A 20,593-nucleotide genomic window follows, 5' to 3' on the forward strand; every position below is an offset into this window, starting at 1 on the left:
TGAGAGGTAGTTAAGTGCAGCGAGCGCGTTGTTATCTTCTGGGTGAAACCGCGGTAGTTCTGGAGCTTGAGCCTCCCGTGACGCTTGCCACGCAAAAGCGTATCTGGCGCCTGGCTCAGCGGCTGCCCGAGCTACCCGGCGTGGTTGAAGCTATTCCGGGTATGAATAATATCACCGTGGTGCTGCGCGATCCGCACACCGGGGCGCTGGATGCCATTGAGCGTCTGCAGCGCTGGTGGGAAGAGAGCGAGGCGCTGGAGCCAGAATCGCGGGCGATTGAGATCCCGGTTGTCTATGGCGGCAAAGGTGGCCCTGACCTGGGCGTGGTGGCCGAACACTGTGGATTAACAGTAAAGCAGGTTGTGGAGCTGCACAGCTCGGTGGATTACGTCGTCTGGTTTCTGGGTTTTCAGCCGGGCTTTCCGTATCTGGGTGGATTATCCCCCCGGCTGCATACCCCGCGTCGGGCTGAGCCGCGCCTGAGCGTACCCGCAGGAACGGTGGCGATTGGCGGTGAACAAACCGGAATTTATCCGCTTACTTCACCGGGCGGCTGGCAGCTTATCGGGCACACCTCTATGCCACTATTTAAACCGGGGCAGGAGGCACCGATCCTCCTGCGTCCGGGTGATACCCTGCGCTTTATCCCGCAGAAGGAGGGGGTATGTTAACGCTTATTCGCGCGGGGCTTTATACCTCCGTTCAGGATGCCGGACGCTTTGGCATGCGCCAGTCCGGCGTGAGCTACTGCGGTGCGCTCGATCGTCCTTCGCTGGAGATTGCCAACCTGCTGGTAGGCAACGCGGGCAGCACGGCGGCGTTAGAAATTACGCTGGGTCAGTGCGTTATTGAATTTGGTGAGGAGACCTGGTTCGCCTTAACCGGCGCGGGCTGTGACGCAACGCTGGACGGCAAAGCGGTGTGGACCGGCTGGCGATTGCGGGCGAAAGCCGGGCAGCGTCTGACGCTTAAGCGTCCTCTGCACGGCGTGCGCAGCTATCTTGCCGTAGCGGGGGGCATCGACGTGCCGGAGGTGTTGGGGTCGTCCAGCACCGACCAGAAAGCGGGAATGGGCGGCCATGAGGGACGGCTGCTGCGCGACGGCGATCGTCTTGCTATTAAGCCATCAGTGCGCCATTTCACCACTACGCAGGGCGTGAAGCAGCTGCTGTGGGGGAACGTGATCCGCGCCTTGCCGGGACCGGAATATCAGGAGTTTGATGAAGCCTCAAAAGAGTCTTTCTGGCGTTCGCCGTGGAAAATCAGCCCGCAGAGTAACCGTATGGGTTACCGGCTTCAGGGGCAGCCGCTGACCCGCACGACTGACCGGGAGCTGCTTTCCCACGGGCTGCTGCCGGGGGTGATTCAGGTGCCGGGCAACGGGCAGCCCATCGTACTGATGAACGATGCGCAAACTACCGGCGGCTATCCGCGTATTGCCTGCATTATCGAAGCGGATCGCTACCATCTGGCGCAAATCCCTCTCGGTCAGCCGATTCATTTCGTGCAGTGTACGCTGGAGGAGGCGCTAAAGGCGCGGCAGGATCGGCAGCGCTATCTCGAACAGCTGGCGTGGAGGCTTGATGGTAAAGATTGATTTAAACGCCGATCTGGGGGAGGGCAGCAGCGCCGATGCGGAACTGATGACCCTGGTCTCCTCGGTCAATATCGCCTGCGGTTTTCACGCGGGCGATGCGCAAACCATGCTGGAGAGCGTGCGTAATGCCATTAAAAACGGCGTGGCGATTGGCGCTCACCCGAGCTTCCCGGACCGGGAGAACTTTGGCCGTACGGCGATGGATCTGCCCCCTGAGACGGTCTACGCTCAGGTGCTCTACCAGATCGGCGCGCTGGAGGCGATAGTGCGCGCTGAACATGGCGTGCTGCGTCACGTCAAACCGCACGGCATGCTCTATAACCAGGCAGCGAAAGCCCCGGCGCTGGCGGAGGCGATTGCCCGCGCGGTGCGGGACTGCAATCCGCAGCTGATTCTGGTTGGCCTGGCGGGTAGCGAGCTTATTCGTGCCGGAGAACGGCTGGGGCTGACGACGCGGCAGGAAGTCTTTGCCGATCGGGGATACATGCCGGACGGCAGCCTGGTGCCGCGCACGCAGGCCGGTGCGCTGATTACTGACGAAAATAAAGCGCTGGCGCAGACGCTGGCGATGGTGCGCTTCGGGCGGGTGACCGCCGTGGATGGAACATCCGCAAATGTTCAGGCCGATACGGTGTGTTTACACGGCGACGGGGAGCATGCGCTCCAGTTTGCGCGACGCCTGCGGGCGGCGTTCTCTGAAGAGGGCATTCTCGTCAGCGCAGATTGATTATAAAAGGACAATGACATGCCTGAAGGTCCGGAGATCCGCCGCGCGGCGGATAGCCTGGAGGCGGCGATAAAGGGCAAACCCCTGACCGATGTCTGGTTTGCCTTTCCTCAACTTAAGCCGTTTGAAACAGAGCTGGTGGGACAGACGGTGACCCATATTGAAACGCGCGGCAAAGCGTTGCTCACGCATTTTTCCCATAACCTGACGTTATATAGCCATAACCAGCTCTACGGTGTGTGGCGCGTAGTCGATGCGGACGAGCAGCCGCAAACGACGCGCGTGCTGCGCGTCCGGTTACAAACGGCGGATAAGGCGACCCTGCTCTACAGCGCCTCTGATATCGAAATGTTAACGCCGGAGCAGCTGCTGACGCATCCGTTCTTACAGCGCGTCGGGCCGGACGTGCTGGACATGCGCCTGACGGCGAGCGATGTGAAGGCCCGACTGTTATCGCCCAAATTCCGCAACCGCCAGTTTTCCGGATTGTTGCTCGATCAGGCTTTTCTGGCGGGATTAGGCAACTATCTGCGGGTGGAAATCCTTTGGCAAGTGGGGCTGGCGCCGCAGCGCAAGGCCTCTCAGCTTAGCGATGAAAAGCTGGACGCGTTGTCTCACGCGCTGCTGGATATTCCGCGGCTGTCGTACAACACGCGTGGCGTGGTGGATGAGAACAAACATCACGGGGCGCTGTTCCGCTTTAAGGTGTTCCATCGGGCGGGGAAAAAGTGCGAGCGGTGCGGCGGGATTATCGACAGGATTATGCTCTCTTCCAGACCTTTTTACTGGTGCCCGCACTGCCAGAGATAAAAGCAAAACGGTAACCCAGGGGTTACCGTTTTTAAGGTTTGTTCCCTCTCCCTGTGGGAGAGGGCCAGGGTGAGGGCATCAGGCCGCACCCAACGTTTTTTAGCGCTTCAGGTCAGACTTAAAATCACGCTGCTCGTAGCCGGTGTACAGCTGACGAGGACGGGCGATTTTCATACCTTCGCTGTGCATTTCGTTCCAGTGCGCAATCCAGCCCACGGTACGCGCCATGGCGAAGATCACGGTGAACATGGAAGACGGAATGCCCATCGCTTTCAGAATAATGCCAGAGTAGAAATCGACGTTCGGGTAGAGTTTCTTCTCGATGAAGTACGGGTCGTTCAGCGCGATGTGTTCCAGCTCCATCGCCACTTCCAGCAGATCGTCTTTGGTGCCCAGCTCTTTCAGCACTTCATGGCAGGTCTCACGCATAACGGTTGCGCGCGGGTCGTAGTTTTTGTAAACACGGTGACCGAAGCCCATCAGGCGGAAGGAGTCATTCTTGTCTTTCGCGCGACGCACGAACTCTGGAATGTGCTCAACGGTGCTGATCTCTTCCAGCATCTTCAGCGCCGCTTCGTTCGCGCCGCCGTGCGCCGGTCCCCACAGGGAGGCGATGCCCGCAGCGATACAGGCGAACGGGTTCGCGCCTGAAGAGCCTGCGGTACGGACAGTAGAGGTAGAGGCGTTCTGCTCGTGGTCAGCGTGCAGGATCAAAATACGGTCCATCGCGCGTTCCAGCACCGGATTCACTTCATACTCTTCGCACGGCGTGGAGAACATCATGCGCAGGAAGTTGCCGGCGTAGGAGAGGTCGTTACGTGGGTACACAAACGGCTGGCCGATGGAGTATTTGTAGCACATCGCCGCCATGGTCGGCATTTTGGACAGCAGGCGGAACGCCGCGATATCACGGTGACGCGGGTTATTCACGTCAAGTGAGTCGTGGTAGAACGCCGCCAGCGCACCGGTAATCCCGCACATCACCGCCATTGGGTGAGAGTCACGACGGAACGCATGGAACAGACGGGTAATCTGCTCATGGATCATGGTGTGACGGGTTACGGTGGTTTTGAATTCATCGTACTGGGCCTGCGTCGGTTTTTCGCCGTTCAGCAGGATGTAGCACACTTCCAGGTAGTTGGATTCGGTGGCTAACTGATCGATGGGGAAGCCGCGATGGAGCAGGATACCTTCGTCACCGTCAATGTAGGTGATTTTGGATTCGCAAGATGCGGTAGAGGTAAATCCAGGGTCAAAGGTAAATACTCCTTTGGAACCCAGCGTACGGATATCAATAACATCCTGACCGAGCGTGCCTTTTAGCACATCCAGTTCAATAGCATCATCACCATTTAGGGTGAGTTTTGCCTTTGTATCAGCCATTTACGGTCTCCTTAGCGCCTTATGCTTAAGACTGCTTTTACCGGATTTGCCTTCAGCTGTTAATCACCGTTACCAGATTGTTATTTGGCTTACCGCTCAGCTCACGAGGAGTAACCAGGGTACAGAGCTATGGCGCCTTGCAGGTAAACGAATGAAATATCAGTGAAACAACAGCAAATCAGCGTTTTTGCAGTCCGAATTATTCAAACCTGTATATCACTAATAACTGTCCTGATAACTTCGGTCAATACCATCACACTGTTACATAACTATTTGTCAGGTGAAAGAGAGACCTCATAACTTTTGCGCATTATATGCCTTTTCTGATGACGTTTGTAACAATATTGTTTAACATTTGTCAAATCAGATGATTAAAAATTAAAAAGATGTTGTTATCGTGACCCTGATCACTGTTCCAGAGAAAACCCAACAAACTGTATGTAGGTTAATTGTAATGATTTTGTGAACGGCCTATACTGCCGCCAGGTCTCCGGAACACCCTGCAATCCCGAGCCACCCAGCGTTGTAACGTGTCGTTTTAGCATTTGGAAGCAATGTTTTGCATGACGCGCAGTTATAGAAAAGGAACGCTGCTTGACCCGCATCGCAGTCCGGAGGAAGGAAACAATAAGAACAGCATGTGGGCGTTATTCATGATAAGAAATGTGAAAAAACAAAGACCTGTCAATCTGGATCTCAAAACGATCCGGTTCCCCGTAACAGCAATAGCGTCCATTCTGCACCGTGTTTCTGGTGTGATTACGTTTGTGGCGGTCGGTATTTTGCTGTGGTTACTGGGCACCAGCCTCTCTTCCCCTGAAGGATTCCTCCAGGCCTCGGCCATCATGAATAGCTTCTTCGTGAAATTTATCATGTGGGGCATTCTCACCGCGCTGGCCTATCACGTTGTTGGCGGCGTACGCCACATGCTGATGGACTTTGGCTATCTGGAAGAGACGTTCGAGGCCGGGAAACGTACCGCGAACATTTCATTTGTGATCACTGTCGTGCTTTCACTTCTCGCAGGAGTTCTCGTATGGTAAGCAACGCCTCCGCATTAGGACGCAACGGCGTACATGACTTCATTCTGGTCCGCGCTACCGCCATCGTCCTCACGCTTTACATCATCTATATGATCGGTTTCTTCGCGACCAGCGGCACGCTGACGTGGGAAATCTGGAGTGGTTTCTTCGGATCGGCCTTCACCAAAGTGTTCACCCTGCTGGCCCTGTTCTCCATCCTTATCCATGCCTGGATCGGCATGTGGCAGGTGTTGACCGATTACGTTAAACCGCTGGCGATTCGCCTTCCGCTGCAACTGATTATTGTTGTTGCGCTGCTGGTTTACGTCATTTATGGATTTGTTGTGGTGTGGGGTGTGTAATGAAACTGCCAGTCAGAGAATTTGATGCTGTTGTGATTGGTGCGGGTGGCGCAGGTATGCGCGCCGCACTGCAAATTTCCCAGAGCGGCCAGACCTGTGCGCTGCTCTCTAAAGTGTTCCCGACCCGTTCCCACACTGTGTCTGCGCAGGGCGGTATTACCGTTGCGCTGGGTAACTCCCATGAAGATAACTGGGAATGGCACATGTACGACACGGTAAAAGGTTCCGATTATATCGGCGACCAGGATGCCATCGAATATATGTGTAAAACCGGCCCGGAAGCGATTCTGGAGCTGGATCACATGGGTCTGCCGTTCTCCCGTCTGGAAAATGGCACCATCTATCAGCGTCCGTTTGGCGGCCAGTCGAAAAACTTCGGCGGCGAGCAGGCGGCACGTACCGCGGCGGCGGCTGACCGTACCGGTCACGCACTGCTGCACACCCTGTATCAGCAGAACCTGAAAAACCACACCACCATCTTCTCCGAGTGGTATGCGCTGGATCTGGTGAAAAACGCCGATGGCGCAATTGTTGGCTGTACCGCGCTGTGCATCGAAACCGGTGAAGTGGTTTACTTCAAAGCCCGCGCGACCGTGCTGGCTACCGGCGGTGCAGGCCGTATTTATCAGTCCACCACTAACGCCCACATTAACACCGGTGACGGTGTTGGTATGGCTATTCGCGCCGGCGTACCGGTGCAGGACATGGAGATGTGGCAGTTCCACCCAACCGGTATCGCCGGTGCGGGCGTGCTGGTCACCGAAGGCTGCCGCGGTGAAGGTGGCTACCTGCTGAACAAACACGGCGAGCGCTTCATGGAGCGTTATGCCCCGAATGCGAAAGACCTGGCGGGTCGTGACGTGGTGGCGCGTTCCATCATGATCGAAATCCGTGAAGGCCGCGGCTGCGATGGCCCATGGGGTCCACACGCGAAGCTGAAGCTCGACCATCTGGGTAAAGAAGTGCTGGAGTCCCGTCTGCCGGGCATTCTGGAACTGTCCCGTACTTTCGCGCACGTCGATCCGGTGAAAGAGCCGATCCCGGTTATCCCAACCTGCCACTATATGATGGGCGGTATTCCGACCAAAGTGACCGGTCAGGCGCTGACCGTGAACGAGCAGGGCGAAGACGTGGTCATTCCTGGCCTGTTCGCGGTAGGCGAAATCGCCTGCGTATCCGTACACGGCGCCAACCGTCTGGGCGGCAACTCCCTGCTGGACCTGGTGGTATTTGGTCGTGCGGTGGGTCTGCATCTGCAGGAGTCCATTGCCGAGCAGGGCGCGCTGCGTGATGCAACCGACGACGAAATCGACGCCTCTCTTGAACGCCTCAACCGCTGGAACGGTAACCGTAACGGCGAAGATCCGGTGGAAATCCGTAAAGCGCTGCAGGAGTGCATGCAGCACAACTTCTCGGTATTCCGTGAAGGCGATGCGATGGCCAAAGGCCTTGAGCAGCTGAAGGCGATCCGCGAGCGTCTGAAAAATGCCCGTCTGGACGACACCTCCAGCGAGTTCAACACCCAGCGCGTTGAGTGCCTGGAGCTGGATAACCTGATGGAAACCGCATTCGCAACCGCGATGTCGGCAAACTTCCGTACCGAAAGCCGTGGCGCCCATAGCCGCTTCGACTTCCCGGATCGTGACGATGAAAACTGGCTGTGCCATTCCCTGTATCTGCCAGAGTCGGAAACCATGACGCGTCGTAACGTCAACATGGAACCGAAACTGCGTCCGGCGTTCCCGCCGAAGATTCGTACTTACTAATGCGGAGACAGGATAATGAAACTCGAATTCTCAGTTTATCGTTATAACCCGGATGTTGATGACGCTCCGCGCATGCAGGACTATACCCTCGAAGCGGAAGAAGGTCGTGACATGATGCTGCTGGATGCCTTAATCCAGCTGAAAGAGAAAGATCCTACGCTGTCGTTCCGCCGCTCCTGCCGTGAAGGGGTATGTGGCTCTGACGGTGTGAACATGAACGGCAAAAACGGCCTGGCCTGCATCACGCCAATTTCAGCGCTGCAGCGTCCTGGTCAGAAAATTGTTATTCGTCCTCTGCCAGGCCTGCCGGTCGTGCGTGATTTGGTGGTAGACATGGGGCAATTCTATGCACAATATGAGAAGATTAAGCCTTACTTATTGAATAATGGGCAAAATCCACCCGCTCGCGAGCACTTACAGTCTCCTGAGCAGCGTGAAAAACTCGATGGTCTGTACGAGTGTATTCTCTGCGCATGCTGTTCAACGTCCTGCCCGTCGTTCTGGTGGAACCCGGACAAGTTTATCGGCCCTGCGGGTCTGCTGGCTGCCTATCGCTTCCTGATCGACAGCCGCGACACCGAAACCGACAGCCGTCTGGAAGGATTAAGTGACGCTTTCAGCGTATTCCGCTGCCATAGCATCATGAACTGCGTCAGTGTGTGTCCGAAGGGGCTGAACCCGACGCGTGCCATCGGCCATATTAAGTCGATGCTGCTGCAGCGCAGTGCGTAAGTAGTGAGAGGGGAGCGCTGTTCCCCTCACCCTAACCCTCTCCCAAAGGGAGAGGGAATAAATTGCAGAAACCTTTAAAAACTGCCAGATAAGTAAATAATCGAGACGTTCAGCGCGAGACAAGGCGCGGTTGAACGAATCCCCAGGAGCATAGTGAACTATGTGACTGGGGTGAGTGAAAGCCGCAACGCAGTCGCAGCCGGAACGACGAAGATTATTTAGACAGTTTCTAAAGGTTCCTTCGCGGGCCAAATGAAAAGAGCTCGCAGGTGAACCCCGGCACGTACACGCGGTGTGCGTGGTAGTTTCTACGGCGAAAGTAAGCATAAAAATGCTTAAGGGATCACGATGCAGAACGGCGCAATGAAAGCCTGGCTGGACTCTTCTTACCTCTCTGGTGCCAACCAGAGCTGGATAGAACAGCTCTATGAAGACTTCTTAACCGATCCTGACTCAGTGGACGCAAACTGGCGTTCCATGTTCCAGCAGTTGCCTGGTACAGGGGTCAAACCGGATCAATTCCATTCCAAAACACGTGATTATTTCCGTCGTCTGGCGAAGGATGCCTCACGTTACTCTTCTGCGATTTCCGACCCTGACACCAATGCGAAGCAGGTTAAAGTCCTGCAGCTTATCAACGCTTATCGCTTCCGCGGTCACCAGCATGCGAATCTCGATCCGCTGGGACTGTGGCAGCAGGAACGTGTGGCCGATCTCGATCCGGCGTATCACGATCTGACCGAGGCCGATTTCCAGGAAAGCTTTAACGTAGGTTCCTTTGCTATCGGCAAAGACACGATGAAGCTGGGCGATCTGATTGACGCGCTCAAGCAAACCTACTGCGGCTCCATCGGCGCGGAATATATGCACATTACCTCTACTGAAGAGAAACGCTGGATCCAGCAGCGCATCGAATCCGTAGCGGGCCACGCGACCTTCTCGGCCGACGAGAAGAAACGCTTCCTCAGCGAACTGACCGCAGCGGAAGGGCTTGAGCGCTATCTGGGCGCGAAGTTCCCGGGCGCAAAACGCTTCTCGCTGGAAGGCGGCGACGCGCTGGTGCCGATGCTGAAAGAGCTGATTCGCCACGCAGGCAAGAGCGGCACCCGTGAAGTGGTGCTCGGCATGGCGCACCGTGGTCGTCTGAACGTGCTGGTCAACGTGCTGGGTAAAAAACCGCAGGACCTGTTCGACGAATTCGCGGGCAAACACAAAGAACACCTCGGCACCGGCGACGTGAAGTACCACATGGGCTTCTCGTCAGATATCGAAACCGAAGGCGGTCTGGTTCACCTGGCGCTGGCGTTTAACCCGTCACACCTGGAAATCGTCAGCCCGGTGGTTATCGGTTCCGTGCGCGCGCGTCTGGATCGTCTGGACGAGCCGAGCAGCAATAAAGTGCTGCCAATCACCATCCACGGTGATGCGGCGGTCACAGGGCAGGGCGTGGTTCAGGAAACCCTGAACATGTCGAAAGCGCGTGGTTATGAAGTGGGCGGTACCGTTCGCATCGTGATCAACAACCAGGTGGGCTTCACCACCTCTAACCCGCTGGATGCGCGTTCTACCCCGTACTGCACCGACATCGGTAAGATGGTACAGGCGCCAATCTTCCACGTTAATGCGGATGACCCGGAAGCCGTTGCTTTCGTTACCCGTCTGGCGCTGGACTTCCGTAATACCTTTAAGCGCGATGTGTTCATTGACCTCTTCTGCTACCGCCGTCACGGCCACAACGAAGCGGATGAGCCAAGTGCAACCCAGCCGCTGATGTACCAGAAAATCAAAAAACACCCGACCCCGCGCAAAATCTATGCTGACAAGCTGGAAAGCGACAACGTGGCGACGCTGGAAGATGCGACCGAAATGGTCAACCTCTACCGCGACGCGCTGGACGCGGGTGAATGCGTGGTGAAAGAACTGCGCCCGATGAACATGCACTCCTTTACCTGGTCGCCGTACCTCAACCACGAGTGGGATGAGAGCTACCCGAACAAGGTTGAGATGAAGCGCCTGCAGGAGCTGGCTAAACGCATCAGCACTGTGCCGGACGCTATCGAGATGCAGTCTCGCGTGGCGAAAATCTACGCCGACCGTCAGTCCATGGCGGCAGGCGAGAAGCTGTTCGACTGGGGCGGGGCGGAAACGCTGGCCTACGCAACGCTGGTTGACGAAGGGATCCCTGTTCGTCTGTCCGGTGAAGATGCGGGCCGTGGGACCTTCTTCCACCGTCACGCAGTGGTTCACAACCAGTCTAACGGTTCAACCTACACTCCGCTGCAGCACGTGCATAACGGTCAAGGCCAGTTCAAGGTCTGGGACTCCGTGCTGTCTGAAGAAGCGGTCCTGGCATTCGAATACGGCTACGCCACGGCGGAACCGCGCACCCTGACCATCTGGGAAGCGCAGTTCGGTGACTTCGCCAACGGTGCGCAGGTCGTTATCGACCAGTTCATCTCCTCCGGCGAGCAGAAGTGGGGCCGCATGTGTGGCCTGGTGATGCTCCTGCCGCACGGTTATGAAGGCCAGGGTCCGGAGCACTCCTCCGCGCGTCTGGAGCGTTATCTGCAGCTCTGCGCCGAGCAGAACATGCAGGTCTGCGTACCGTCCACCCCGGCTCAGGTGTACCACATGCTGCGTCGTCAGGCGCTGCGCGGTATGCGCCGTCCGCTGGTGGTGATGTCACCGAAGTCCCTGCTGCGTCATCCGCTGGCGGTTTCCAGCCTGGAAGAGCTGGCGAACGGCACTTTCCTGCCGGCCATCGGTGAAATTGACGAGCTGGATCCGCAGGCCGTGAAGCGTGTGGTGATGTGTTCTGGTAAGGTTTATTACGACCTGCTGGAACAGCGCCGTAAGAACGATCAGAAAGATGTCGCCATCGTGCGTATCGAACAGCTTTATCCGTTCCCGCATCAGGCGATGCAGGAAGTGCTGAAACAGTACGCTCACGTACATGATTTTGTCTGGTGCCAGGAAGAGCCGCTCAACCAGGGCGCATGGTACTGCAGCCAGCATCATTTCCGTGAAGTGATTCCATTTGGGTCAGCCCTGCGCTATGCAGGTCGCCCGGCCTCCGCCTCTCCGGCGGTAGGGTATATGTCCGTTCACCAGAAGCAGCAACAAGATCTGGTCAATGACGCGCTGAACGTCGATTAATTAAAGGATACATAATGAGTAGCGTAGATATTCTTGTTCCCGACCTGCCTGAATCCGTAGCAGATGCGACCGTCGCTACCTGGCACAAAAAACCAGGCGATGCCGTTAAGCGCGATGAAGTGCTGGTAGAAATCGAAACTGACAAAGTGGTACTGGAAGTACCGGCTTCGGCGGATGGCGTTCTGGACGCGGTGCTGGAAGATGAAGGCACCACCGTCACCTCTCGTCAGATCCTGGGGCGCCTGCGTGAAGGCAACAGCGCGGGCAAAGAGTCCAGCGCGAAGTCTGAAGAGAAAGCCTCTACGCCGGCTCAGCGCCAGCAGGCTTCTCTGGAAGAACAGTCTAACGACGCCCTCAGCCCGGCGATCCGTCGCCTGCTGGCTGAACACAGCCTTGACCCGGCAGCCATTAAAGGCACCGGTGTGGGCGGTCGTCTGACCCGCGAAGACATTGACAAGCACCTGGCGAAAGCGCCTGCTCAGGCGGAAGCGAAAGCCCCTGTGGCCGCGCCGGCAGCTCAGCCTGCTCTGGGTGCCCGCAGCGAAAAACGCGTACCGATGACGCGCCTGCGTAAGCGCGTGGCCGAGCGTCTGCTGGAAGCGAAAAACTCCACCGCGATGCTGACCACCTTCAACGAAGTGAACATGAAGCCAATCATGGATCTGCGTAAGCAGTACGGTGACGCGTTTGAAAAACGTCACGGTATCCGTCTGGGCTTTATGTCCTTCTACGTGAAGGCGGTGGTTGAAGCGCTGAAACGCTACCCGGAAGTGAACGCGTCTATCGATGGCGATGACGTGGTTTACCACAACTACTTCGACGTCAGCATGGCGGTTTCTACCCCACGCGGCCTGGTGACCCCGGTTCTGCGTGATGTGGATACCCTGGGTATGGCTGACATCGAGAAGAACATTAAAGAGCTGGCCGTGAAAGGCCGCGACGGCAAGCTGACCGTAGACGATCTGACCGGCGGTAACTTCACCATTACCAACGGCGGCGTATTCGGCTCGCTGATGTCTACCCCGATCATTAACCCGCCGCAGAGCGCGATCCTGGGTATGCATGCCATTAAAGATCGCCCGATGGCAGTTGACGGTAAAGTTGAGATCCTGCCGATGATGTACCTGGCGCTCTCTTACGACCACCGCCTGATCGACGGCCGCGAGTCCGTGGGCTTCCTGGTAGCCATTAAAGAGCTGCTGGAAGATCCAACGCGTCTGCTGCTGGACGTATAGTAACGATTTAGCATCACCTGCCCCGTGGACCGGCACACGCTGCGCCGGTCTACAGGTTTGAAGATAACGATTACCCCTGAAGGATGGATAGAACACATGAACTTACATGAATATCAGGCCAAACAGCTGTTTGCCCGGTATGGCTTACCGGCTCCGGTGGGTTATGCCTGTACTACCCCGCGTGAAGCAGAAGAAGCCGCATCTAAAATCGGTTCCGGCCCGTGGGTAGTTAAATGTCAGGTTCACGCTGGTGGCCGTGGTAAAGCGGGCGGTGTGAAGGTTGTTAAGAGCAAAGAAGAGATTCGTGCGTTTGCTGAACATTGGCTCGGCAAGCGTCTGGTGACCTACCAGACAGATGCGAACGGCCAGCCGGTTAACCAGATCCTGGTCGAAGCGGCGACCGACATCGCGAAAGAGCTGTACCTGGGCGCGGTGGTTGACCGTAGCTCCCGTCGCGTGGTGTTCATGGCGTCTACCGAAGGCGGCGTGGAAATTGAAAAAGTGGCGGAAGAGACCCCGCACCTGATCCACAAAGTGGCTATCGATCCGCTGGCGGGCCCAATGCCTTATCAGGGTCGCGAGCTGGCGTTCAAGCTGGGTCTGGAAGGCAAGCTGGTTCAGCAGTTCACCAAGATCTTCATGGGCCTGGCGACTATCTTCCTTGAGCGCGATCTGGCGCTGATCGAGATCAACCCGCTGGTGATCACCACCCAGGGCGACCTGATCTGCCTCGACGGCAAGCTGGGCGCTGACGGCAACGCGCTGTTCCGCCAGCCGGATCTGCGCGAAATGCGCGACCAGTCTCAGGAAGATCCGCGTGAAGCACAGGCTGCTCAGTGGGAGCTGAACTACGTGGCGCTGGATGGCAACATCGGCTGCATGGTTAACGGTGCGGGCCTGGCGATGGGCACCATGGACATCGTTAAGCTGCACGGCGGTGAGCCGGCGAACTTCCTTGACGTGGGCGGTGGCGCAACCAAAGAGCGCGTAACCGAAGCGTTCAAAATCATCCTCTCTGACGACAACGTTAAAGCGGTACTGGTTAACATCTTCGGCGGCATCGTCCGTTGCGACCTGATTGCTGACGGCATCATCGGTGCGGTAGAAGAAGTGGGTGTTAACGTTCCGGTGGTTGTGCGTCTGGAAGGTAACAACGCTGAACTCGGCGCGAAAAAACTGGCTGACAGCGGCCTGAATATTATTGCAGCGAAAAGTCTGACGGATGCAGCTCAGCAGGTTGTTGCCGCAGTGGAGGGGAAATAATGTCAGTTTTAATTAATAAAGATACCAAGGTTATCTGCCAGGGCTTCACCGGTAGCCAGGGGACTTTCCACTCCGAACAGGCGATTGCCTACGGCACGCAGATGGTTGGCGGCGTAACGCCAGGTAAAGGCGGCACCACGCACCTGGGCCTGCCGGTGTTCAACACCGTGCGTGAAGCGGTAGAAGCGACGGGCGCAACCGCGACCGTGATCTACGTTCCGGCACCGTTCTGCAAAGACTCCATTCTGGAAGCGATCGACGCAGGCATCAAGCTGATCATCACCATCACCGAAGGCATCCCGACCCTGGATATGCTGACCGTGAAGGTGAAGCTGGACGAAGCAGGCGTGCGCATGATCGGCCCGAACTGCCCAGGCGTGATCACTCCGGGCGAATGCAAAATCGGCATCATGCCTGGCCACATTCACAAGCCGGGCAAAGTGGGCATCGTTTCCCGTTCCGGTACCCTGACCTATGAAGCGGTTAAGCAGACCACCGACTACGGCTTTGGCCAGTCCACCTGCGTGGGCATCGGCGGTGACCCAATCCCGGGATCTAACTTCATCGACATCCTGAAGCTGTTCCAAGAAGATCCGCAGACCGAAGCGATCGTGATGATCGGCGAGATCGGCGGTAGCGCGGAAGAAGAAGCGGCTGCTTATATCAAAGAGCACGTAACCAAGCCTGTTGTCGGTTACATCGCGGGCGTGACCGCGCCGAAAGGCAAGCGTATGGGCCACGCGGGCGCGATCATCGCCGGCGGTAAAGGTACGGCTGATGAGAAGTTTGCTGCGCTGGAAGCCGCAGGCGTGAAGACCGTTCGCAGCCTGGCGGATATCGGCGAAGCACTGAAATCCATCATTAAGTAAGTCCTCTCTGCTCCCCGAACGGGGAGCGATGAAGTATAAAAATGTCCGTTTCGACATGGTTGGCCGCTGTAAAGCGGCCTTTTTTATTGCCTGCGTCTGGCGACGAGAGTGAACTTGTAGTCGTCGGTATTGAACACGTTGCGGCTGTATTCAAACACCCGTCCGTCCTTCAGGAACCCGCGGGAAACTTTTTCCAGGATCGGCTTTGCCGGATCGAGCGACAGCGCGGCGATCGCCTCCTCTGACGGCATGATCGGCATCAGCTCCTGCTCGCTGCGATCGATAACCAGCTTTTTGATCTGCTCAACGTAGTGATATTTCGAATTCTCCATCACTTCCCAGGTGAGGTCGGGAAACATGGCCAGCGGCATCCATGTCTCCTCCAGGTTCACCGGCTTCTGCTTGATGAAACGCACGCGCTTAACGTGCCAGACCTTATCTTCCACGCCAACCGCTAATGTTGCCGCCAGCCGCGCATCGGCTTTCACCACTTCAAAGATTTTGACATCACTGTGCGTATCGACATGACGATCCGCCAGCTTTTCGTAAAAGCCGGTGAGCTGATAAATATCGTAATTGACGCGCTCCTCTTTTTTTACATAAGAGCCGCTGCCCTGAATACTTTCGATGATCTGCTCATCGGCGAGCAGTTTCAGGGCCTGCCGCACGGTGACGCGGCTGACGCGAAACGCCTCCTGAAGACTGGACTCCGTCGGCAGCGCGTCTCCGGGTTTTAATTCCCCGGCGTTGATTTTCTCGCGGAACGCATCGGCTATCTGCCGGTACATCGGTTTGTTGCCCATTTTATCGCGCCTGCTTAATACCTTTTCAGGGAATTATGCATTCAACTGATGATTTGTAAATAATACAATTAAAATACAAATTTGGCTTTTAGTGAAAGTGATCACATAAATGTATTATTGGGTCTGCCAGAATCCTCCCCAGACAATAACTCTGTATAGGTGAGGATCTTTATGAACCTGACGACTCTGACCGATCCGCGTGCTATTTGCGTTCAGGCGCAGTTTACCCGCCGGGATGAGGCAATCCGTCAGCTTACGGCGCGGCTGGTGGCGCTGGGCAAAATCGCTGATGCCGATGCGTTTCTGGAGGAGGTGTTTCATCGGGAATCGCTTGGGCCGACCGCGCTGGGTGAAGGACTGGCCGTTCCTCACGGTAAATCAGCCGTCGTGAAGGAGGCGGCTTTTGCCGTGGCAACTCTGCGAGAACCGCTTGCATGGGAAGGCGTGGACGGGCCGGAAGAGGTTGAGCTGGTTTTTCTGCTCGCCATTCCGCCAGCAGAAGCGGGTTCAACCCATATTCAGGTGCTGACGGAGCTGACGTCTCGCCTGGCGGATGACGATCTCAGGGCGCGCGTGATGGCTGCTACCACGGCGGAAGACGTGCTTGCTGCGCTTGAAGCTGCCCCTGACACGGAAGAGGCAGCCGTCGCGCTGAATGCCCCGACAATCGTCTGCGTGACCGCCTGTCCGGCCGGGATCGCGCATACCTATATGGCCGCAGAGTACCTGGAAAAAGCGGGACGCAAGCTTGGCGTCAACGTGGTGGTCGAAAAGCAGGGGGCGAACGGCATTGAGGGGCGCATCACCGCGCAGCAGCTTCGTGAGGCCAAAGCGTGCATTTTTGCCGCAGAAGTGGCGATCAAAGAGAGCGAGCGTTTTCAGGGGATTCCCGCCATCTCTGTGCCCGTCGCGGAGCCTCTGCGCCATGCTGAAGCGCTGATTGAGCGCGCGCTGGCGCTGCAGCCTGCATCCGATGCGCGTCCTGCGCATGTCGATACCGAAACGAAAAAGAGCGTTAAAACTGAACTCAAGCAGGCACTTCTCAGCGGTATCTCTTTTGCGGTGCCGCTGATCGTCGCTGGCGGTACGGTGCTGGCCGTGTCGGTACTGCTGGCGCAAATCCTGGGTCTGCAGCACCTGTTTGACCAGGAAAACTCGTGGCTGTGGATGTACCGCAAGCTTGGCGGCGGCATGCTCGGCATTCTGATGGTACCTGTTCTGGCGGCCTATACCGCGTATTCGCTGGCGGATAAACCTGCGCTGACGCCGGGTTTTGCGGCCGGTCTTGCTGCCAATATGATCGGCTCCGGTTTTCTGGGCGCTATCGTCGGTGGGCTGATCGCGGGCTATCTGATGCGCTGGGTGAAAAACCACATTCGGCTCAGTAGCCGCTACAACGGCTTTCTGACCTTTTATCTCTATCCGGTGATTGGCGTGCTGGGCGCGGGCAGCCTGATGCTGTTTGTGATTGGAGAACCGGTGGCCTGGCTCAATAACACGCTCACCGTCTGGCTTAACGGTCTCTCCGGCGCGAATGCGCTGCTTCTGGGGGCAATCCTCGGGTTTATGTGCTCATTCGATTTGGGTGGCCCGGTCAACAAAGCCTCTTACGCGTTTTGCCTGGGGGCGATGGCGAACGGCGTTTATGGTCCTTACGCAATCTTTGCCTCCGTCAAAATGGTCTCAGCCTTCACCGTCACGGCGTCGACGATGCTGGCGCCGAAGCTGTTTAAACCGTTTGAAATTGAAACCGGTAAATCAACGTGGCTGCTCGGCCTGGCGGGCATTACCGAAGGGGCGATCCCGATGGCGATTGAAGATCCGCTTCGCGTCATTGGCTCATTTGTACTTGGATCCATGGTGACAGGCGCGGCTGTCGGTGCGATGGGGATCGGGTTGTCTACCCCGGGGGCCGGGATTTTCTCTCTCTTTTTACTTCACGATGCCGGGTTGGGCGGTGTGGTTGCGGCGGCGGGCTGGTTTGGCGCGGCGCTGGCGGGGACCGCTGTCTCCACGTTTGTTCTGCTGCTCTGGCGACGTCAGGCGGTAAAAAAGGGCAAATACCTCACAGAAGACGCCATACCGTAAAAACTCACAAAACAGGAAACGAAGATGAAAGCTGTATCTCGCGTTCATATCACGCCGCATATGCACTGGGACCGTGAGTGGTACTTCACCACTGAAGAGTCGCGCATTCTTCTGGTCAATAATATGGAAGAGATCCTGACCCGTCTGGAGCAGGACGACGAGTATAAATATTACGTCCTTGATGGCCAGACGGCGGTGCTGGAAGATTATTTTGCCGTCGTGCCCGAAAACCGCGCGCGGGTAAAGGCGCTTGTGGAGCGCGGAAAACTGATTATCGGCCCCTGGTATACCCAGACCGATACCACGATTGTCAGCGGCGAGTCGATTGTCCGCAACCTGATGTACGGCATCCGGGACTGTATGGTGTTCGGCGAGCCGATGAAGATCGGCTATCTGCCGGATTCGTTTGGTATGTCCGGCCAGCTTCCGCATATCTATAACGGATTTGGCATTACCCGGACGATGTTCTGGCGCGGCTGCTCGGAACGACACGGGACCGATAAAACCGAATTTCTCTGGCAGAGCCAGGACGGCAGTGAAGTTACGGCGCAGGTGCTGCCGCTGGGCTACGCGATTGGTAAGTACTTACCGGAGGACGAAGCCGGGCTGCGAAAACGGCTCGACAGCTATTCCGACGTTCTGGAAAAGGCCTCCGTCACCAAAGAGATTTTGCTGCCTAACGGTCACGATCAGATGCCGCTGCAGCAGAACATTTTCTCCGTGATGGATAAGCTGCGTGAAATCTATCCGCAGCGTCAATTTGTAATGAGCCGCTTTGAAGAGGTGTTTGACCACATTGAGGCACGCCGCGATGAACTGGCGACCCTGAAAGGGGAGTTTATCGACGGGAAATACATGCGCGTGCACCGGACAATCGGCTCCACGCGTATGGATATCAAAATTGCCCATGCGCGTATTGAGAACAAAATTGTCAACATCCTCGAACCGCTGGCGACGCTTGCATGGACGCTGGGCTTCGATTATCACCACGGCCTGCTGGAGAAGATGTGGAAAGAGATCCTTAAAAACCACGCTCACGACAGCATCGGCTGCTGCTGCAGCGACAAGGTGCATCGTGAGATTGTCTCTCGTTTTGAACTGGCTGAAGACATGGCAGATAACCTGGTGCGTTTCTATATGCGCAAGATTGTCGACAACATGCCACAAAGCGACGCCGACAAACTGGTGATGTTCAACCTGATGCCCTGGCCGCGTGAAGAGGTGATGAACACCACGATTCGACTGCGCGCCAGCCAGTTCCGTCTGTTGGATGATAAAGGCAACGAGATCCCGTATTTCATTCGCAGCGCGCGCGAGCTGGACCCTGGTCTCATTGACAGGCAGATTGTCCATTACGGTAATTATGAGCCGTTTATGGAGTTTGATATTCAGCTCAGCCAGATACTGCCGTCGATGGGCTACCGTACGCTGTTTATCGAGCCAAACGTGGCCGGGAAGGTGGTCTCTCCGGTGTTAAACACCGAATCCTTGCTCGAAAACGCCTTCTGGCAGATTGATTTAAATAACGACGGTACGCTGCGCCTGCGCGACAAAGAAACCGGGCTGATTTATGACCGGGTGCTGGAAATCGAAGAGAGTTCGGATGATGGCGATGAGTACGACTACTCGCCTTCGCGGGAAGAGTGGAGACTCACTTCAGCGCAGGGCGAGCATCAGGTCGAGGTTATACACGAAGGCTGGCAGAGCAGGGCGGTGATTCGCCATCAGATCGCGGTACCGGCTAATCTGGCCGAACGCGCGGCGGGTCAGCGAAGCGGGTCTCTCGGCGCTGAGGTTGAAATCACGCTTAGCCACCACAGCAGACGTATTGATGTGGCGGTGCGTCTGGATAATCAGGCTGACGACCACCGCGTCCGCGTGCTGATCCCTACGCCGTTTATGACAGAGGACGTGTTAGCGGATACCCAGTTTGGCACCCTCACTCGTCCGGTGCAGGACGCGGCGATGGAAAACTGGCAGGAGGAGGGGTGGAAAGAAGCGCCGGTTCCCGTCTGGAATTTACTCAACTATGCCGTCCTGCAGGAAAAACGAAACGGGCTTGCGCTGTTCACCGAAGGACTACGCGAGTTTGAAGTAGTAGGCGAGGATCAAAAAGCCTTTGCCCTGACCCTGCTGCGCGGCGTGGGGTTACTCGGCAAAGAAGATTTGCTGTTGCGCCCCGGTAGGCCTTCAGGAATCAAAATGCCTGTTCCTGACTCCCAGGTGCGCGGTTCGTTAAGCTGTCGCTTTAGCCTCTTCAGCTTCAGTGGAACGCCGGAAAACGCGGGCGTCGCGCAGCAGGCTAAATCGTGGTTAACGCCGGTGCAGTGCTATAACAAAATTCCCTGGGACGCGATGAAGCTCAATCGCTCGTCGTGTACCACGCCGGAAAGTTACAGCCTGCTGGCGCTTTCGCCCACGGGATGCGTGCTCAGTACGCTCAAAAAGGCTGAAGATCGAGACGAGCTCATTCTTCGTCTGTTCAACCCTTCCGAGTCCAGCGCATGTGACGCGACGTTATCCGTGGATCCGACCGTGAAACGGTGCTGCGAAACGGACATGAATGAACGGATAATAGACAATCGTGAAGAAGAGGGCATCGTCGGGGCGTTCAGACCGGGACAGTCACGAACCTTCAGCATTCTTCTTGCCTGAAAACCGCTGACACGATCAAAAGGCCGCAGAGTTTGCGGCCTTTTTTCATTAAATAGTCACGCTTCGGTGTTAACTTCCGGGATAATAAAAGTAAATCAAATGTAATTTCCAAGAGTTGCAAAAAC

At 56.5% G+C, this 20,593-nt stretch carries 16 protein-coding genes; 14 read left to right on the plus strand and 2 right to left on the minus strand.

The annotated features are described in order from the left end of the window. The first annotated feature begins 14 nt into the window (after nucleotides 1-14). From pxpB to nei, 4 genes are read left to right on the plus strand one after another with little or no spacing between them, the layout of a single operon-like run. Complete coding sequence (pxpB, locus tag AC2FAJ_RS08745) at nucleotides 15-671, plus strand: 5-oxoprolinase subunit PxpB (protein WP_028012374.1); 657 nt, start codon at nucleotides 15-17, stop codon at nucleotides 669-671. Beyond that, a complete protein-coding gene (gene pxpC, locus AC2FAJ_RS08750) occupies nucleotides 665-1,597 on the plus strand; it encodes a 5-oxoprolinase subunit PxpC (protein ID WP_485454041.1) in 933 nt (310 codons plus the stop codon). Before pxpB ends, pxpC begins: the two co-directional genes overlap by 7 nt. Next, complete coding sequence (gene pxpA / locus AC2FAJ_RS08755) at nucleotides 1,584-2,324, plus strand: 5-oxoprolinase subunit PxpA (protein ID WP_047363599.1); 741 nt, start codon at nucleotides 1,584-1,586, stop codon at nucleotides 2,322-2,324. Before pxpC ends, pxpA begins: the two co-directional genes overlap by 14 nt. A gap of 18 nt (nucleotides 2,325-2,342) precedes the next feature. Then, nucleotides 2,343-3,134, plus strand: a complete 792-nt coding sequence (nei, locus tag AC2FAJ_RS08760; protein WP_163332939.1) for an endonuclease VIII — start codon at nucleotides 2,343-2,345, stop codon at nucleotides 3,132-3,134. Nucleotides 3,135-3,233: 99 nt separating this feature from the next. Here the strand turns inward: nei and AC2FAJ_RS08765 are convergent, their stop codons facing one another. Beyond that, on the minus strand, nucleotides 3,234-4,517 hold the full coding sequence (locus AC2FAJ_RS08765) for a citrate synthase (protein ID WP_028012378.1): 1,284 nt from the start codon (nucleotides 4,515-4,517) through the stop codon (nucleotides 3,234-3,236). 638 nt (nucleotides 4,518-5,155) lie between these two features. Between AC2FAJ_RS08765 and sdhC the strand changes: the two genes are divergently transcribed. From sdhC to sucD, 8 genes are all read left to right on the plus strand, one after another. Continuing rightward, nucleotides 5,156-5,560, plus strand: coding sequence for a succinate dehydrogenase cytochrome b556 subunit (sdhC, locus tag AC2FAJ_RS08770; protein ID WP_026080740.1), 405 nt, complete (start codon nucleotides 5,156-5,158; stop codon nucleotides 5,558-5,560). After that, nucleotides 5,554-5,901: a succinate dehydrogenase membrane anchor subunit gene (sdhD, locus tag AC2FAJ_RS08775; protein WP_003858621.1), complete on the plus strand. Its 348-nt coding sequence runs from the start codon at nucleotides 5,554-5,556 to the stop codon at nucleotides 5,899-5,901. The genes sdhC and sdhD overlap by 7 nt, the downstream gene beginning before the upstream one ends. After that, nucleotides 5,901-7,667: a succinate dehydrogenase flavoprotein subunit gene (gene sdhA, locus AC2FAJ_RS08780; protein ID WP_041910764.1), complete on the plus strand. Its 1,767-nt coding sequence runs from the start codon at nucleotides 5,901-5,903 to the stop codon at nucleotides 7,665-7,667. The genes sdhD and sdhA overlap by 1 nt, the downstream gene beginning before the upstream one ends. A gap of 15 nt (nucleotides 7,668-7,682) precedes the next feature. Then, nucleotides 7,683-8,399: a succinate dehydrogenase iron-sulfur subunit SdhB gene (gene sdhB, locus AC2FAJ_RS08785; RefSeq protein WP_008501090.1), complete on the plus strand. Its 717-nt coding sequence runs from the start codon at nucleotides 7,683-7,685 to the stop codon at nucleotides 8,397-8,399. 348 nt (nucleotides 8,400-8,747) lie between these two features. Continuing rightward, nucleotides 8,748-11,555, plus strand: coding sequence for a 2-oxoglutarate dehydrogenase E1 component (sucA, locus tag AC2FAJ_RS08790; protein WP_041910763.1), 2,808 nt, complete (start codon nucleotides 8,748-8,750; stop codon nucleotides 11,553-11,555). 14 nt (nucleotides 11,556-11,569) lie between these two features. Next, nucleotides 11,570-12,790 carry a 2-oxoglutarate dehydrogenase complex dihydrolipoyllysine-residue succinyltransferase gene (odhB, locus tag AC2FAJ_RS08795; RefSeq protein WP_041910762.1) on the plus strand — a complete coding sequence of 407 codons (1,221 nt, stop codon included), beginning with the start codon at nucleotides 11,570-11,572 and terminating at the stop codon, nucleotides 12,788-12,790. Between the two features lie 96 nt (nucleotides 12,791-12,886). Next, nucleotides 12,887-14,053, plus strand: coding sequence for an ADP-forming succinate--CoA ligase subunit beta (sucC, locus tag AC2FAJ_RS08800; RefSeq protein WP_006809579.1), 1,167 nt, complete (start codon nucleotides 12,887-12,889; stop codon nucleotides 14,051-14,053). Further along, nucleotides 14,053-14,922, plus strand: a complete 870-nt coding sequence (gene sucD / locus AC2FAJ_RS08805) for a succinate--CoA ligase subunit alpha (protein WP_008501094.1) — start codon at nucleotides 14,053-14,055, stop codon at nucleotides 14,920-14,922. The genes sucC and sucD overlap by 1 nt, the downstream gene beginning before the upstream one ends. An 83-nt stretch (nucleotides 14,923-15,005) precedes the next feature. Here the strand turns inward: sucD and AC2FAJ_RS08810 are convergent, their stop codons facing one another. Further along, nucleotides 15,006-15,725 carry a GntR family transcriptional regulator gene (locus tag AC2FAJ_RS08810; protein ID WP_028012382.1) on the minus strand — a complete coding sequence of 240 codons (720 nt, stop codon included), beginning with the start codon at nucleotides 15,723-15,725 and terminating at the stop codon, nucleotides 15,006-15,008. 171 nt (nucleotides 15,726-15,896) lie between these two features. Between AC2FAJ_RS08810 and mngA the strand changes: the two genes are divergently transcribed. Both mngA and mngB read left to right on the plus strand, forming a co-directional pair. Continuing rightward, complete coding sequence (gene mngA, locus AC2FAJ_RS08815) at nucleotides 15,897-17,813, plus strand: PTS 2-O-a-mannosyl-D-glycerate transporter subunit IIABC (RefSeq protein ID WP_485454042.1); 1,917 nt, start codon at nucleotides 15,897-15,899, stop codon at nucleotides 17,811-17,813. A gap of 24 nt (nucleotides 17,814-17,837) precedes the next feature. After that, a complete protein-coding gene (gene mngB / locus AC2FAJ_RS08820) occupies nucleotides 17,838-20,468 on the plus strand; it encodes a mannosylglycerate hydrolase (protein ID WP_485454043.1) in 2,631 nt (876 codons plus the stop codon). The last annotated feature ends 125 nt before the right edge of the window (nucleotides 20,469-20,593 follow it).

The sequence above is a fragment of the Enterobacter cloacae complex sp. 385G4 genome (assembly GCF_057320665.1).

Coding starts and splice junctions, on each gene's coding strand:
- pxpC (WP_485454041.1), top strand. CDS start 665: ATGTTAACGCTTATTCGCGCGGGGCTTTATACCTCCGTTCAGGATGCC.
- pxpA (WP_047363599.1), top strand. CDS start 1,584: ATGGTAAAGATTGATTTAAACGCCGATCTGGGGGAGGGCAGCAGCGCC.
- nei (WP_163332939.1), top strand. CDS start 2,343: ATGCCTGAAGGTCCGGAGATCCGCCGCGCGGCGGATAGCCTGGAGGCG.
- AC2FAJ_RS08765 (WP_028012378.1), bottom strand. CDS start 4,517: ATGGCTGATACAAAGGCAAAACTCACCCTAAATGGTGATGATGCTATT.
- sdhC (WP_026080740.1), top strand. CDS start 5,156: ATGTGGGCGTTATTCATGATAAGAAATGTGAAAAAACAAAGACCTGTC.
- sdhD (WP_003858621.1), top strand. CDS start 5,554: ATGGTAAGCAACGCCTCCGCATTAGGACGCAACGGCGTACATGACTTC.
- sdhA (WP_041910764.1), top strand. CDS start 5,901: ATGAAACTGCCAGTCAGAGAATTTGATGCTGTTGTGATTGGTGCGGGT.
- sdhB (WP_008501090.1), top strand. CDS start 7,683: ATGAAACTCGAATTCTCAGTTTATCGTTATAACCCGGATGTTGATGAC.
- sucA (WP_041910763.1), top strand. CDS start 8,748: ATGCAGAACGGCGCAATGAAAGCCTGGCTGGACTCTTCTTACCTCTCT.
- odhB (WP_041910762.1), top strand. CDS start 11,570: ATGAGTAGCGTAGATATTCTTGTTCCCGACCTGCCTGAATCCGTAGCA.
- sucC (WP_006809579.1), top strand. CDS start 12,887: ATGAACTTACATGAATATCAGGCCAAACAGCTGTTTGCCCGGTATGGC.
- sucD (WP_008501094.1), top strand. CDS start 14,053: ATGTCAGTTTTAATTAATAAAGATACCAAGGTTATCTGCCAGGGCTTC.
- AC2FAJ_RS08810 (WP_028012382.1), bottom strand. CDS start 15,725: ATGGGCAACAAACCGATGTACCGGCAGATAGCCGATGCGTTCCGCGAG.
- mngA (WP_485454042.1), top strand. CDS start 15,897: ATGAACCTGACGACTCTGACCGATCCGCGTGCTATTTGCGTTCAGGCG.
- mngB (WP_485454043.1), top strand. CDS start 17,838: ATGAAAGCTGTATCTCGCGTTCATATCACGCCGCATATGCACTGGGAC.